The organism is uncultured Ruegeria sp. (genome assembly GCF_947500045.1).
GTDB lineage: Bacteria > Pseudomonadota > Alphaproteobacteria > Rhodobacterales > Rhodobacteraceae > Ruegeria.
In genome coordinates this window covers 103,362-116,599 of the sequence record NZ_CANMQQ010000003.1, presented here as the reverse complement: position 1 = coordinate 116,599, position 13,238 = coordinate 103,362, and the positions used below count along the sequence as shown (strand labels likewise).

16 protein-coding genes and 1 tRNA gene are annotated in these 13,238 nt (G+C 56.4%); 4 read left to right on the top strand and 13 right to left on the bottom strand.

The window, feature by feature from the left end; all coding sequences use genetic code 11:
- Positions 1-64: 64 nt before the first annotated feature.
- The 4 genes from rpsB to Q1B46_RS06435 form a co-directional block, all read right to left on the bottom strand.
- On the bottom strand, positions 65-865 hold the full coding sequence (gene rpsB, locus Q1B46_RS06450; protein ID WP_299946045.1) for a 30S ribosomal protein S2: 801 nt from the start codon (positions 863-865) through the stop codon (positions 65-67).
- 166 nt (positions 866-1,031) lie between these two features.
- Positions 1,032-1,907, bottom strand: coding sequence for a lysophospholipid acyltransferase family protein (locus tag Q1B46_RS06445; RefSeq protein ID WP_299946042.1), 876 nt, complete (start codon positions 1,905-1,907; stop codon positions 1,032-1,034).
- Positions 1,873-2,628, bottom strand: coding sequence for a GNAT family N-acyltransferase (locus tag Q1B46_RS06440; RefSeq protein WP_299946039.1), 756 nt, complete (start codon positions 2,626-2,628; stop codon positions 1,873-1,875). The genes Q1B46_RS06445 and Q1B46_RS06440 overlap by 35 nt, the downstream gene beginning before the upstream one ends.
- Positions 2,629-2,733: 105 nt before the next feature.
- Positions 2,734-2,916 (bottom strand): DUF3553 domain-containing protein, encoded by a 183-nt coding sequence (locus tag Q1B46_RS06435; protein WP_299946036.1) that lies wholly within the window; start codon positions 2,914-2,916, stop codon positions 2,734-2,736.
- A gap of 42 nt (positions 2,917-2,958) precedes the next feature.
- Between Q1B46_RS06435 and Q1B46_RS06430 the strand changes: the two genes are divergently transcribed.
- Positions 2,959-3,555 (top strand): histidine phosphotransferase family protein, encoded by a 597-nt coding sequence (locus Q1B46_RS06430; protein ID WP_299946033.1) that lies wholly within the window; start codon positions 2,959-2,961, stop codon positions 3,553-3,555.
- Here Q1B46_RS06430 and Q1B46_RS06425 read toward each other — a convergent pair.
- The 9 genes from Q1B46_RS06425 to Q1B46_RS06385 all read right to left on the bottom strand — a co-directional run bounded on the left by Q1B46_RS06425 (position 3,552) and on the right by Q1B46_RS06385 (position 11,017).
- Positions 3,552-4,814 carry a glutamate-5-semialdehyde dehydrogenase gene (locus Q1B46_RS06425; RefSeq protein WP_299946030.1) on the bottom strand — a complete coding sequence of 421 codons (1,263 nt, stop codon included), beginning with the start codon at positions 4,812-4,814 and terminating at the stop codon, positions 3,552-3,554. The two genes, Q1B46_RS06430 and Q1B46_RS06425, sit on opposite strands and share 4 nt — an antisense overlap.
- A 34-nt stretch (positions 4,815-4,848) precedes the next feature.
- The gene (proB, locus tag Q1B46_RS06420; RefSeq protein ID WP_299660308.1) at positions 4,849-5,955 is read right to left on the bottom strand and encodes a glutamate 5-kinase; all 1,107 of its coding nucleotides are present in this window, start codon (positions 5,953-5,955) and stop codon (positions 4,849-4,851) included.
- Positions 5,943-6,977, bottom strand: coding sequence for a GTPase ObgE (gene obgE / locus Q1B46_RS06415; RefSeq protein WP_299946027.1), 1,035 nt, complete (start codon positions 6,975-6,977; stop codon positions 5,943-5,945). Before obgE ends, proB begins: the two co-directional genes overlap by 13 nt.
- Positions 6,978-7,014: 37 nt before the next feature.
- Positions 7,015-7,551, bottom strand: a complete 537-nt coding sequence (locus Q1B46_RS06410; RefSeq protein WP_299946025.1) for a GNAT family N-acetyltransferase — start codon at positions 7,549-7,551, stop codon at positions 7,015-7,017.
- Positions 7,548-8,156 (bottom strand): LysE family translocator, encoded by a 609-nt coding sequence (locus Q1B46_RS06405; RefSeq protein WP_299946023.1) that lies wholly within the window; start codon positions 8,154-8,156, stop codon positions 7,548-7,550. The genes Q1B46_RS06410 and Q1B46_RS06405 overlap by 4 nt, the downstream gene beginning before the upstream one ends.
- A 95-nt stretch (positions 8,157-8,251) precedes the next feature.
- Positions 8,252-8,521, bottom strand: coding sequence for a 50S ribosomal protein L27 (gene rpmA, locus Q1B46_RS06400; protein ID WP_074734607.1), 270 nt, complete (start codon positions 8,519-8,521; stop codon positions 8,252-8,254).
- 11 nt (positions 8,522-8,532) lie between these two features.
- Positions 8,533-9,147: a 50S ribosomal protein L21 gene (locus tag Q1B46_RS06395; RefSeq protein WP_299946019.1), complete on the bottom strand. Its 615-nt coding sequence runs from the start codon at positions 9,145-9,147 to the stop codon at positions 8,533-8,535.
- 221 nt (positions 9,148-9,368) lie between these two features.
- On the bottom strand, positions 9,369-10,175 hold the full coding sequence (locus tag Q1B46_RS06390) for a DUF2059 domain-containing protein (protein WP_299946016.1): 807 nt from the start codon (positions 10,173-10,175) through the stop codon (positions 9,369-9,371).
- Positions 10,175-11,017, bottom strand: coding sequence for a DUF2059 domain-containing protein (locus Q1B46_RS06385; protein ID WP_299946013.1), 843 nt, complete (start codon positions 11,015-11,017; stop codon positions 10,175-10,177). Before Q1B46_RS06385 ends, Q1B46_RS06390 begins: the two co-directional genes overlap by 1 nt.
- 123 nt (positions 11,018-11,140) lie before the next feature.
- On the opposite strand from Q1B46_RS06385, the gene Q1B46_RS06380 reads away from it, so the two are divergent.
- From Q1B46_RS06380 to Q1B46_RS06370, 3 genes are all read left to right on the top strand, one after another.
- Positions 11,141-11,230 (top strand) — tRNA-Ser (locus tag Q1B46_RS06380).
- A 202-nt stretch (positions 11,231-11,432) separates the two neighbouring features.
- The gene (locus Q1B46_RS06375; RefSeq protein WP_299946009.1) at positions 11,433-11,987 is read left to right on the top strand and encodes a hypothetical protein; all 555 of its coding nucleotides are present in this window, start codon (positions 11,433-11,435) and stop codon (positions 11,985-11,987) included.
- A 208-nt stretch (positions 11,988-12,195) separates the two neighbouring features.
- Positions 12,196-13,224 (top strand): zinc-binding dehydrogenase, encoded by a 1,029-nt coding sequence (locus Q1B46_RS06370; RefSeq protein ID WP_299946007.1) that lies wholly within the window; start codon positions 12,196-12,198, stop codon positions 13,222-13,224.
- The last annotated feature ends 14 nt before the right edge of the window (positions 13,225-13,238 follow it).

Genomic DNA, 13,238 nt, shown 5'->3' with positions numbered 1-13,238 from the left:
CTCAATTCAAACGGATTTGGGGCAGGTCTACCCTGCCCCATATGTCATTCACGTGACGGGCAGCTTACGCTTCGGCTTTGGCTTCCGGCGTGGCTTCTTCAGCTGGTGCTTCTTCTGCAACGACTTCTTCAACCGGAGCTTCTTCGAACGCACCCAGATCAACACCCGCGGCACCCATCTGAGCGGTCATGCCGTCCAGAGCAGCACGTGCAGCCAGATCGCAATACAGCGAAATCGCGCGCGCGGCGTCATCGTTGCCGGGAATGATGTAATCCACGCCATCGGGTGAGCAGTTGGTGTCTACCACGGCCACAACAGGGATACCCAGCTTGTTGGCTTCGGCGATGGCCAGTGCTTCTTTTTTGACGTCGATGACGAACAGCAGATCAGGAACGCCGCCCATTTCGCGGATACCGCCCAGCGATGCCTGCAGTTTGCCCTGGTCACGCTCCATGCCCAGACGCTCTTTCTTGGTCAGGCCTTCGGCGCCGCCTTCCATGGCTTCGTCGATCTGGTTCAGACGGTTGATCGACTGGGAAACGGTTTTCCAGTTGGTCAGCGTGCCGCCCAGCCAGCGGTGATTCATGTAGTACTGAGCCGACTTTTCAGCAGCATCTGCGATCGGCTGAGCAGCCTGACGCTTTGTACCAACGAACAGAACACGGCCACCTTTTGCGACGGTGTCACGAACAGCCTGCAGCGCCTGATCCAACATCGGAACGGTCTGGGTCAGGTCCATGATGTGGATGCCATTGCGCGAGCCGTAGATGAACGGGCCCATGCGGGGATTCCAACGCTGTGTCTGGTGACCAAAGTGAACGCCAGCTTCCAACAGCTGACGCATGGTGAACTCGGGAAGAGCCATGCTATTTTCCTTTTCCGGTTTACGCCTCGGCGGGGGTGAAAGAAGCGGATGCTCCAACCGGCGGGCCAGATAAGGATGTCTCCCCTAAAAAGCCCAAACCCCGCCTGCGGGTTTGAATGGCGCGCGTATACGGCAGGTTTTGATGCAGCGCAAGGGCCAAATGCCCTTATTTTTCAAGCCGCGCCAGTGCGTGCGCGTGCCGCACGGCTTGTTCACAATGGGCAGCCAGCGCTTTACGATTTTCAAAATCGCTCACCTTGGCCGGCGTATGGTAAATCAGCTCAACCCATCCCTGCTTGCGCGCGCCAAGAGTCTTTAGCAGGTGCGGCCCGAACTCCATGTCGCCCCACCAGCCATAGAAACGATCAGGTTGACCCTTTGGTGCATGAAAGATGACTGACACGGGTTGAACATAAATGATGTCGTGCAGTTCTTTTGTGAAGAACGCAGCGAAAAGCGTTGTTTTAAATGACAAAACACGCAAACCATCGGTCGACGTGCCTTCGGGAAAGAACAGCAACTTGTGCCCGACCTTCAGGCGTTCTTCGAAGATTTGGGTCTGCTCTCGGGCCTTTTTGGGGTTTCGTTCAATAAAGACCGTGCCGGTTGCGCGCGCCAGCCAGCCGATCCCTGGCCATTTTGCGACCTCGGCTTTTGAGACGAAATAAACTCGTTTACGGGCATTTAGCGCAAATATGTCTAGCCACGAGGTATGATTGGCCACCACTGCGCCACGCTCGTGCATCAGTTCACCCGAGGTACGGAATCGGATCCCCAATATCCTGAAGGCGTTGCGACAGACGAATTGAGAGATGAATGGCGTGATCGGGCGTTGCACTCCGAACAGTGGCCGCTCGAACAAACGTATGCCCAGCAGAATGAGGAACCCGCCAAAGACCAGAACCGCCAGCGGGACACCACGCAAGAAAACCAAGACCCATCCAAGAACTCCAAATTCGATTGGATCGGGCGCATCATCGCTTTGCCAAGATGGATCACTCACCGTTTCAGGCTCCGCTATAGATGCGACGCTGTCGCTCATTCATGCGCGCGGTGTCGAGGATCAGGCACACGTCGGTCGTGTTGAAGGCATGATCGATAAAGGCCCCCTCGCCCACGAAACCGCCCAGGCGAAGGTAGGCCTTGATCAGCGATGGCACCTGCACCATGGCCGCGCGACGATCCAGCGCGTCCTTGGACAAAAGATCCATGGGCTGGAAAACGCCCGGTTGAGCCCGCACACGCAGATCCGGCGGAGCAAGATGATTGTGGTGCAACATCGACAGCGGTTGGGCCAGCTCCTGCACATCGGTACCGTGAAAGCTGGCAACGCCAAACAGAACCTCGATCTCGCGCTCGGCCACATAAGCCGCCAGCCCGTTCCAGAGGTGATACATCGCCGTCCCACCGCGATAATCCAAATGCACACAAGAACGGCCCAGTTCCAACAACTTGCGCCCGCTTTGTTTTAGAACCGTCAGGTCGTATTCATCCTCGGAATAGAACTGCCCCAGCTCAGAGGCCCGCTCACCCGGTAGCAATCGGTACACGCCTACAACTTCGCCAGTCGTATCATCGCGTGCGATCATATGGTCGAAATAGGGATCGAACCGGTCTTGCTCGAGCCTGGCCTCATGGTCCACCATCTCGCCGCCGCCACCCAATTCGCATACAAAGACGTCATAGCGCAAACGCTGGGCGGCGCGCAGTTCAGCCTCGGTCTCGACGAGTTTGACTGTGAATGAGGGGCCTGTGTCCGGCATCAACAAATGGTCCACTTTCTCGGTTGCGCGCTGATAGCGCGATTGAACGGCGAAACGCAACAAGCGCTGGTTTCGGCTAAGTTGTTAACCTTTCTTAAACCAGTTTCACGGATCAAAGACCGGCATCAGGGCAATGCGTGTCCCGTCGATTACCACTTTCCCCTGCTCGCGAAAGTTAACGGTGATCTTGCCGCCGATATTGGATTGAACCTGTCCAATACCCCAATCGGGGAAATCGGGGTGGCGGACATACATGCCCGGTGCAAGAATAGCATTCAAATCTGTCATGTCGGGCTCCGGGTCCTGCGGCAGATGCAGCAGGAGGTACGCATGGGCGCGTCAGACGTCAACCTGGCCGAGTTGATCGGCTCTCGGATTTGTCATGATCTGATCAGCCCCATCGGGGCAATCACCAACGGGCTTGAGCTGTTGGAGATGGTTGGCGCAGTTCAAGGTCCGGAAATGGAATTGATATCCGGAAGCGTTGGCAGTGCCGGGGCACGCATTCGGTTTTTTCGGGTGGCTTTTGGGTCAGCCGGCGATCAACCGTTGGGACGCTCCGAGGTTGTGGAACTATTGAAAGATTTGGAACGCGCTAGCCGTGTCCGGATCACTTGGAACCTGTCAGAGCCGGTACCGCGCAATCAGGTAAAGCTCGCCTTTCTTGCCATTATGTGCTGCGAAAGCGCCATGCCGTTCGGCGGCGAGGTGGAAATTGCAACTCAGGGCAGCGCGTGGACCGTGATCGGCACGGCCGACAAACTGAACCTTGATACCGGATTGTGGAAAGGAGTTACAACGGGTCAATTTGCCAACAAGTTGAGCCCCGCTCAGGTGCAATTCGCCCTGCTGCCCGATACGGCCTCGGCGATGGGACGCCGGGTTGCGTCGGAAACGACCGCAACCCAGGTGAAGCTGCGGTTCTAGTCCCTTGTCGTTCCGTCTCCACGTACCAGATATTTGAAGCTGGTGAGCTGAGCTGCCCCGACAGGGCCGCGCGCATGCATCTTGCCCGTCGCGATCCCGATTTCGGCACCCATGCCAAACTCGCCACCATCGGCGAATTGGGTTGAGGCGTTGTGCATCAGAATGGCGCTGTCTAGGCGTTCAAAGAACTGCGCCGCCGCAACGCTATCCTCGGTCATGATGCAATCGGTATGGCTGGAGCCGAATGTACCAATATGATCGATGGCCGCTTGGAGATCAGCAACCGGCTTGGCTGCAATGATGCTGTCCAGAAACTCTTTACCCCAATCCCCGTCTGTGGCTGGGATGGTGTTGTCATTGGCCAAGATACCCTGCGCATGAACCTCGACACCCGCAGCCTGAAGCGCCGCGATGACGTCACGCCCCAGCGTTTCGACCACATCCTGATGCACCAGCAAACACTCAGCCGCGCCGCAGATACCAGTGCGTCGAGTCTTGGCATTCAACACCACATCCAGCGTCTTCTGAGCGTCAGCAGACTTGTCGATATAGATATGAACGATCCCTTCCAGATGGGCAAAAACTGGCACCCGCGCTTCACGCTGCACCAGCCCAACCAATCCTTTGCCACCGCGCGGAACGATAACGTCGACATAATCGGTCATCGTCAACAGTTCCTGCACCGCTGCGCGATCGCGCGTGGGGATCAATTGAATGGCATCTTCGGGAAGGTTGGCTGCCTTTAGCCCTTCGGCAAGACAGGCATGAATGGCTGTAGAGGAATGAAAGCTCTCAGACCCGCCACGCAGGATCACTGCATTGCCGGATTTCAGGCACAATGCCCCTGCATCTGCCGTAACGTTGGGGCGGCTTTCGTAAATTACTCCGATCACACCCAGCGGTGTACGCACGCGCTGGATGTTCAGGCCTGTGGGCATATCCCATTCGGCCAGAACTTCACCCACCGGGTCGGCTTGATCAGCAACCAATCGCAGCCCATCGACCATTCCCTGTACGCGGGATTCGTCCAGCATCAGGCGATCCATCATCGCCGGGCTCAGGCCCTTATCTCGACCGAACTCCAGATCCTTCTTGTTGGCTTCGATGATGTCAGCGCGATTATTCCAAACGGAATCTGCAGCCGCGATCAGCGCAGCGTGTTTGCGTTCAGCGCTGGCAAAGGCAAGTTCGCGTGCGGCTTTTTTGGCGCGCTTGCCCAGGTCTTCCATCAGGCTGGGAATGCTGTCGAAATCTTTCATCTCAGGAGCCTTTCAGGTGGTCTTGTCTATTCTATCACAGCGCCAGATCGTCACGATGGATCAGCACAGCGCGGCCCGGATAACCCAAAGTCGCTTCGATCTCTGTGGACTTGCGCCCCTTTATCGCGTCGGCCTCTTGCGCCGTATAGCGGCTGAGTCCTTGTCCCAAGGGGCGTGCCGCTGGGTCGAGAATGGTAACCGGGTCACCGCGGCCGAAGTCTCCGGTTACTTCGACAATCCCAACGGGCAGAAGGCTTTTGCCGTTCGTCAGTGCGGTGACTGCACCGTCATCAATCATGATCTCGCCACGCGGCTTCATTGCCGATATCCAGCGTTTCCTAGCAGCATGCGGATCAAGTGTCGCCGTGAACCAAGTGCAATTCGCACCATTCTCCAACGCTTTCAGTGGGTTCAGTGGCGACCCTTCGGCGATTGCCATTGTGCATCCAGCAGCTGTTGCCATCTTGGCCGCCAACAGCTTGGTCTTCATGCCGCCTTTGGACAGCCCCGAACCTGCGTCGCCGGCCATGGCTTCGATCTCGGGCGTGATCTGTTCAATTACATCATATCGCGTTGCAGTTGCATCCTCGGACGGATTGCCGGAATAGAACCCATCAACGTCGGACAGCAGTATCAATTGGTCCGCACCGACCGTCACGGCGATCTGCGCGGCCAAACGATCATTGTCGCCATATCGGATCTCATCCGTGGCGACTGTATCGTTTTCGTTGACAATCGGCGTGACACCCAGACCAAGCAAGGTTTCCAGAGTTGCACGAGAATTCAGGTACCGCCGCCGGTTAGCGCTGTCTTCAAGGGTGACCAAAACCTGTGCGGTCTTAATGTCATGCGGCGTCAATGCCTCTTCATAGGCGCGGGCAAGTCGAATCTGGCCCACGGCTGCAGCGGCCTGAGATTGCTCAAGCGGCAAGGTCTGCATTGGCAATCCGAGAACACCGCGGCCAAGCGCGATCGAACCCGAAGAGACCAGAATGACATCCGTCCCCTGCCCCTTCAGCCACGCCACATCCTGCGCCAGTGATTGCAACCAGTCCAACCGCAATTCGCCAGTATTCCGATCCACCAGCAAGGCGGATCCGATTTTGACGACCATGCGGCTGGCAGTGGTCAGGGTTGCCAAGACGCCGCCTCCTCGGTGGGTTTCTGGCGCAGGCGGTTTTCGTCGATCTGGGCCCGCAGCGCGCGCAACACATCGGTCACACCCAGATGCGCAACGCCCGACATCGCCATCACCGGACCGCCGACCGCCTCTTCCAGCTCGGATTTGATCAGTTCACGTTCCTCATCATCCAACGCGTCGATCTTGTTTAGAACAGTGATGCGCGGTTTGTCCGCCAGCTCTCCTCCATAGGCTTCGAGTTCGGTGATGATGGTGCGGTAATCCTCGACCACGGTTTCCGAGGTGCCATCTACCAGATGCAGCAGCACTGCACAGCGTTCCACATGCCCCAGGAACCGATCGCCGATCCCCCGTCCTTCATGCGCGCCTTCGATCAGGCCCGGGATGTCGGCCACGACGAATTCCACGTTGTCAACGCCGACGACGCCAAGATTGGGGTGCAGCGTGGTGAACGGATAGTCCGCAATCTTGGGCCGCGCGTTCGAGGTGGCCGCAAGAAAGGTTGACTTGCCAGCGTTGGGCATTCCCAGCAGGCCTACATCGGCGATCAGTTTCAACCGCAGCCAGATGGTGCGGTCGATCCCGGCCTGCCCCGGATTTGCCCGGCGTGGGGCTTGGTTGGTTGAAGATTTGAAATGCAGGTTGCCAAAACCGCCATTGCCACCTTTGGCCAGCAGGACACGCTGCCCGACCTCAGTCAGGTCGCAGATTACAGTTTCTTCGTCTTCGTCCAGAATTTCGGTCCCTACGGGCACGCGCAGAATGATGTCGTCACCATCCTTTCCGGTGCGCTGCTGACCGCGTCCGGGCTGCCCGTTCTTGGCGAAGAAATGCTGTTGATAGCGAAAGTCGATCAGGGTGTTCAGCCCATCCACAACCTCGGCCCAGACCGTTCCGCCTTTACCGCCATCCCCGCCATCGGGACCGCCGTATTCGATGTATTTTTCGCGTCTGAAGCTGACGCAACCTCCACCTCCGGCCCCGGACCGGATGTAGACCTTTGCAAGATCGAGAAATTTCATGTGTGTCCCCTACTGCAAAGGCCCCATCGGCCACAAGTCAGAGTTTCTTTGAATACGTCCAGGTGGGCACATTCGCATCGCGCGCCACTGAATAGGTTTCCGCGTCGCCAAGATACTGGAACCCGCAATGGGTCAGCACCCGGGCCGAGGCGGGATTGTCTTGAAACACGCTGGCGAACATCGAGGAATTCTCCAATGGGTTGGCAAGGACCAGCGTTTCGACTGACAACGACGCGATGCCGGTGTTCCAATACACCGGAGCAACCCAATAGCCGACCTCGGATTGATTGCGATCCAGCCGCGCCAGTGAAATCAAACCGATCAGTTCTGGTCCGCCATCTTTGGTGGCGTCCATCGCCCAGACATCTTCGTCTCGGTCATCGGCCATCGCACGCGTGACAAACGCATCAATTGTGCCAGGCGGCAAAGGATGCGGGATCCGGGTGGTCATGCGTGCCACGCGCTCATCGCCTGCATAATGCTCGATCAGTCCCATATCCGACCGGCGCAGTGGGCGCAGGTCGAACCGCTCGGTTTCAATGACCGGCTGATTTATTATTGCCTCAAGTTTCATGAGTGCGCTCCTCCTCCGAACAACACAAAAAGCACGGACGCCACTGTCAAACTGGCTAACGTCCACATCAGATATTTTTCCGCAGGGCGACCTTCAACCGCATGGGCGATCCGGTCACCGGCAAATGTCCAGATCGGGTGCAATACGATCTGGCAGATCAACAAACAGAGAGCGATCGTGAGCGTCGCATCAAAACTGGACGTTCCGGTCGCGACAAACCCAGTGAACCCTGCGATGATCATCGCCCAGGCTTTGGGATTGAGCGGATGCACAATCAGCCCGGCCAAGAACCCCGGCACTTTCTTGTCTGTCTGTCCTCTGGAAAGCCTTAAATTGGCAATTTTCCATGCCAGCCAGCAAATATAGACCGCTGAAGCGTATTTCAGGGCCTCGAACACCAGCGGCGCCTGATCGGCCACTTGCATCAGGCCAAACCCGACCGGCCAGATGATAAGCTGCTTTCCCAAGATGACCCCGCCCACAAAGGGCAGCGCCGCCCTAAAACCATAGCGCGCACCTGTACCCAGCAGGACCATATTGGCCGGTCCCGGCGTGCCGACCTGGCTGGCGGCAAAAATCAGGAAGCTGGTGGTTGCGATAGTCATTGGCTTGGATGATCACGACTGCGTTAAAACGAAAAAGGGACCGGCACTTTGTGCCGGTCCCCCATGAATTTTTCTTAAACCTTCTGGGTTTCGGCTTACTCTGCGGCCTCCGCCACTGGCAGGACCGAAATGAAGGTGCGGTTTTTAAGTCCCTTGTGGAACTTTACGGCGCCATCGACAGTTGCAAAGATTGTGTGATCTTTGCCCATGCCTACGCCTTCGCCCGGCCAAAACTTGGTGCCGCGCTGACGCACGATGATGTTACCCGGGATGGCGGCCTGGCCACCATACAGTTTCACGCCAAGGCGGCGACCAGCAGAGTCGCGACCGTTACGGGAGGAACCGCCAGCTTTTTTATGTGCCATTCTCTCTCTCCTTAGCCTTTAGCCAGCTCTTTGGCCTGCTCAACCCATTCGGGTTTCACTTTGACCGTTTCGATAGCAGCAATCTGTTCATCCGACAAGGCGGCCAGAGCGGCAAAGCTCTCGATACCGGCCTCGTTCAGCTTTTTGGCGGCGGCAGGGCCTACACCAGTTAGCGCGGTCAGATCGTCTGCAACAACGGCGGCGGGTGCCTCTGCTTTGGCTTCAGCTTTCTTGGCAGGCTTCTTCGCCGCCGGAGCAGCTTCGCCAACCGGAGCCGAACCGGTTGCAGCTTTGATGCCAGACTTGTCTGCGCCCGACGACAGGATGTCAGTAATTTTAACCAGAGTCAGCTTCTGACGGTGGCCAACGGTACGCTTCGAGCTGTGCTTACGACGGCGCTTGACGAACTTGATGACCTTGTCACCCTTGATCTGTTCGATCACGTCGGCCTGAACGGCTGCACCATCGACAAACGGTGCACCAACAACCGGAGCGTCACCGCCCAGCATCAGTACATCATTGAATTGAACTTTTTCACCTGCGTCGGCAGCCAATTTTTCAACGCGGAGAATATCACCCGCCTGAACCTTGTACTGCTTGCCGCCAGTCTTGAGGACCGCAAACATGCGTCTTTCCTTTGTCTAACCCGCGTTCTGTGGTCCCCTTTCGGGTGTTTTTGGCCCCAATTAAATTGAAGGCCACCTCGAACAGCGCGCCCTTTTCGGGCTGTGTGAAGGACCCAGGGATCAGCCCCTTGGGTCAATAATAACGATACCCGGCGCGGAGATTCCGGCCGGGATGCGGGCTTATCCAAACATTCGGGGGTAAAGTCAACCCAATTCCGAGGTCAAAGATCCGAGGCTAGCATGGCCTGTGCGACAGCCTCTCCCAACTGAAACGAGATACTGTTGATCATTTGATCAAACCCTTCGAACAAAGCGCTATTCAAAGCACGCCCAGCTTCGGTGCGCGAAAAAGCGATATTCTCACGCATCTGGAATTCCGACAGCGGTTGATAGGCCAAGAGTAGAAAGGAGTACATCCATTCCGTCGTCTCTTTCTCGGTTTCCGCTTGCTGCGAGAGCAATTCCGCAAGCCACGCCTCTTCATTCGCAAGGGATTCCTGCCCTGTCGCCAATCCGCGATAAAAACTGAAATCAGCGCTTATTGTACCTCTGACGTTCTGTTCAATCAGGTTGTTTACCTGAACATATTCATCCACCAATCGAAAAAAGGCATCCTGACGATCTGCCTGTTCATAAGCTGTGCGTGCCATTTCCTCGATCGTTTCGTCGGACAGGGCACGGCGCGCCGAATTTTCAAGCGAGATGATGGTCTGACCCAAATCGCTTTCAAAGAAGATAGCCGCCTGTTCCAGTTGGGCGTCGGTCATACTCCGTTCGACCGCGTTCGACATTTGCTTGTGCATCCAGACAGGATCATAAAGCTCTTTGATCTGTGCTTCGAAATAGGACCCACCCGAACCGCCGAGCATCGACTCATTTATCGATTGACCTTGCGCCCGACCCTCTTCGCCCAAGATTTCCATAAACTCAGAGACTTGCATGGCCTGTAGCAACCGATCGGCTTGTTCGTTTGCCGCCAGCGGAACCGCCCACATTACTAAGGCAGCAGCGGTTGCAAGAACACGCATCAGATATCCTGCGCGGGGCGAAGCTCAGCCATTCGGGCTGCCAGCACCTCAAACCGCATCGCCATGATCTCGTACTGGATGGCGTTCAACAGTTCATACACCTCTTGCATCAAAGGCTGTTCCAGCGCCTCAACATAGGCATCGACATCTTCGTCCGAGAAATCCTGATAGGTGTACGCCGCGCCTGCCAATGCAGACAGTTGCAGGGATCGACGCATATCACCTTCATTCCGGCGCATCATTTCACGCAGCTCGTCACCGCTGAGTTGCAGGTCGATAATCCCGGACGCACTCGCCGCTAGCAAAAACCGAACCTGAATCTCCTGCAACGCACGTAATGAAGTGCCACTCGCGTCCACGGCGCGGTTCATCCGCTTCAGACTTTCGACTCGGGTCGACCCATCCCTGATCAGCCCCGATACAATTTCCTGCCCGGCACGCTGTTTGGCATCGTCGTCTTCATCGGAATGGGCTGCGTTTTCAGCAACCACCAATCTTTGCCCCAAGTCTGAGGCGTAAAACGACACGGCATGGGTCAAAGCTTCATCGCTGAGTGTTTGCTCAAGGATCGAAACTGCGGTTTCGTGCATCTGTTCAGTATCGAAAACTTCTTCAGTCAGGCGCGCCCAATCTGATCCAAATCCGTCAGGATCTATGCCCAGCATCTCAGGGGCCGAGGCTGAAGCATGCACTATACTCTCTAGGGCAACGTCAAACCCGGTGGTGTTTAGAAAGGCCTCAATCCGGTCTCGGCTGGCGGCCTGAGAAGGCGGTGCAAACGCCCCGAGCGCGAGGAGCGGAAGAACAAGACTGAGGGCGAACTGGCGTATCTGGTAGGTCATAAGTATCAGCCTAGGTGTTTTCTTGCCTCTGGCAATGGAAAATCCGGGGATCGATAGAATCCAGAATTTTCCACTTGCACCCCCGCCCGTTCCTCACTAAATCCCCCCATCACAGACCCCCGCGGAGAGGTGCCGGAGTGGTCGAACGGGGCGGTCTCGAAAACCGTTGTGGGTGCAAGCCCACCCAGGGTTCGAATCCCTGTCTCTCCGCCACTTACTTTCGATTCTTCAAGACTTTATTGTTCCTTCGATTGGTCAATGTGGCCAGCGATGGCATGATGTCGCCACTGCGCGCCATGCCAATCAGCGCAGTGTAGCTCAAACCCGGAATGTGCCGCAATTTCACGGGTTTTCCCCTTGGCGTTGGCGTAAATTCGTACCATCTCAGCGACACATCATTTGAAGGAGACACCCTATGTCGCGCCTATTACTTATCGTTGCCATCGCCGTTATCGGCGCAGGTGCCTATTATTTTGCGACGAAACCCGATCCAACCCCGGCGGAACAGCTTCAATCTGCTGCAGAAGATGCATCTGACGCAGTTGGCGAGGCTGCTTCAGCGGTGCAGGAAGCCGCGACCGAAGCCGTAGACGCCGCAACTGAACAAGCCTCCGAAGCGGCGTCTTCGGTGGCGGATCAAGCAAGCGAAGCTGCATCGTCCGTTACTGAACAAGCCAGCGATGCTGCGGCGGCTTTGACCGACCAAGCCAATGACGCCGCTACGGCAGCGGGCGATCAGGTCGCTTCGCTCACTGCACAAGGGCAGGAATTGTTCAATTCGTGGGTGCAGGACGGCACGCTGACTGCTCAGAACTTCGACTATGACGCCATCGTCACGTCGGTTCAGGAAAGCACTCTCTCACAGGACATCAAGACGCAGGCCCTTAAGATTCTTGACGACATCAAAGCTTCGCCTGAGCTGATTGTCGAAAAGATACAAGACCTGCGCAATTTGCTGACCCAGTCGTAAACAAACTCTGAACCAGCCCAACATGGGCTGGTTCTACCAAACCTGACACATTGCCATTTGCGAAGATACGCGGTTGCACTAAAAAAAGACCGTGAACTTTACCTGTCAGATTAGCTGCGCTTACTCAATATATTGCTTCCGTTTGTCCGAGGGTTACATTGAGCTAACAATAATATTGTGCTGAACTTGCTTTCAAAAGGACTGTTTGATGACCTCTTTGCCAGACACCATGTTCGCCATTGTTCAGACCCACGACGGATATTCGGGCACAGCGACCCGCCCAACGCTGGAAAACGCCGCGGACTGGTTGGCGGAGGCGGAATTACCTCTGCCTACTCCGGGTCCGGGTCAGGTGTTGATCAAGCTGCGCACCGCTTCGGTAAACCCATCCGATATCCATTTCATAAAAGGCGAATATGGTCAGCCACGGGTCAAAGGCGCGGCGGCAGGGTTTGAAGGGTGTGGAGACATCGTTGCAACAGGAACCGGAGCCGAATCCCTGCAGGACCGGCGTGTGGCCTTTGTGGCTGCGGGATCGGGCGCATGGGCTGAATATGTTGTGACACAGGCGCAGATGTGTATTCCGTTGCGGCCCGATATCTCGGACGAAGATGGCGCTGCGCAGATCGTAAACCCGCTAACCGCCATGGCGATGGTGGATATTGCGCGAGAAGCGGGTGATGCTTTTGTAGTTTCTGCTGCGACCAGTCAGTTGGGTAAGCTGATGTGCAGCCTTGGGCGGGATCTTGGCCTGAAACCTATTGCGCTTGTGCGGCGTGCCGAAACTGTCGAAACTCTCAAAAACCTTGGTGCGGCAGAGGTCGTGGTAACCGGCAACCTGGAAGCAGCGAAGCAGTTCGCGGCCATTAGCGGCACCTTGAAACCTCGTGTTTTCCTTGATGCTGTGGCTGACCAGTTTTCTGAACAGGTATTTTGCGCCATGCCTAATGGTGGACGTTGGGTGTGTTACGGCAAACTCAGCACAGAACTGCCAAAACTGACGCAAATGGGTCAGCTCATTTTCATGAGCAAGCGGATCGAAGGGTTCTGGCTAACCCGATGGATGATGGATACGCCGCCCGCTGACCAGATGCGCGTTGTAGGCGAAGTACAGGCTCGATTCGCCGATGGGCGGTGGCGCACGGATGTCTCTGCCCGGCTCTCGTTGCGAGAGGTGTTGCCAAATCTGGCGGATGCTCTGAAAAAGAGTGACGGCAAAGTGATTATCACGCCATAGTAGAACAAAGCGCC

What these genes read in the sequence shown, in the direction of transcription:
- rpsB (WP_299946045.1), bottom strand. Translation starts at nt 865, where the DNA reads ATGGCTCTTCCCGAGTTCACCATGCGTCAGCTGTTGGAAGCTGGCGTT.
- Q1B46_RS06445 (WP_299946042.1), bottom strand. Translation starts at nt 1,907, where the DNA reads ATGAGCGACAGCGTCGCATCTATAGCGGAGCCTGAAACGGTGAGTGAT.
- Q1B46_RS06440 (WP_299946039.1), bottom strand. Translation starts at nt 2,628, where the DNA reads ATGCCGGACACAGGCCCCTCATTCACAGTCAAACTCGTCGAGACCGAG.
- Q1B46_RS06435 (WP_299946036.1), bottom strand. Translation starts at nt 2,916, where the DNA reads ATGACAGATTTGAATGCTATTCTTGCACCGGGCATGTATGTCCGCCAC.
- Q1B46_RS06430 (WP_299946033.1), top strand. Translation starts at nt 2,959, where the DNA reads ATGGGCGCGTCAGACGTCAACCTGGCCGAGTTGATCGGCTCTCGGATT.
- Q1B46_RS06425 (WP_299946030.1), bottom strand. Translation starts at nt 4,814, where the DNA reads ATGAAAGATTTCGACAGCATTCCCAGCCTGATGGAAGACCTGGGCAAG.
- obgE (WP_299946027.1), bottom strand. Translation starts at nt 6,977, where the DNA reads ATGAAATTTCTCGATCTTGCAAAGGTCTACATCCGGTCCGGGGCCGGA.
- Q1B46_RS06410 (WP_299946025.1), bottom strand. Translation starts at nt 7,551, where the DNA reads ATGAAACTTGAGGCAATAATAAATCAGCCGGTCATTGAAACCGAGCGG.
- Q1B46_RS06405 (WP_299946023.1), bottom strand. Translation starts at nt 8,156, where the DNA reads ATGACTATCGCAACCACCAGCTTCCTGATTTTTGCCGCCAGCCAGGTC.
- rpmA (WP_074734607.1), bottom strand. Translation starts at nt 8,521, where the DNA reads ATGGCACATAAAAAAGCTGGCGGTTCCTCCCGTAACGGTCGCGACTCT.
- Q1B46_RS06395 (WP_299946019.1), bottom strand. Translation starts at nt 9,147, where the DNA reads ATGTTTGCGGTCCTCAAGACTGGCGGCAAGCAGTACAAGGTTCAGGCG.
- Q1B46_RS06390 (WP_299946016.1), bottom strand. Translation starts at nt 10,175, where the DNA reads ATGCGTGTTCTTGCAACCGCTGCTGCCTTAGTAATGTGGGCGGTTCCG.
- Q1B46_RS06385 (WP_299946013.1), bottom strand. Translation starts at nt 11,017, where the DNA reads ATGACCTACCAGATACGCCAGTTCGCCCTCAGTCTTGTTCTTCCGCTC.
- Q1B46_RS06375 (WP_299946009.1), top strand. Translation starts at nt 11,433, where the DNA reads ATGTCGCGCCTATTACTTATCGTTGCCATCGCCGTTATCGGCGCAGGT.
- Q1B46_RS06370 (WP_299946007.1), top strand. Translation starts at nt 12,196, where the DNA reads ATGACCTCTTTGCCAGACACCATGTTCGCCATTGTTCAGACCCACGAC.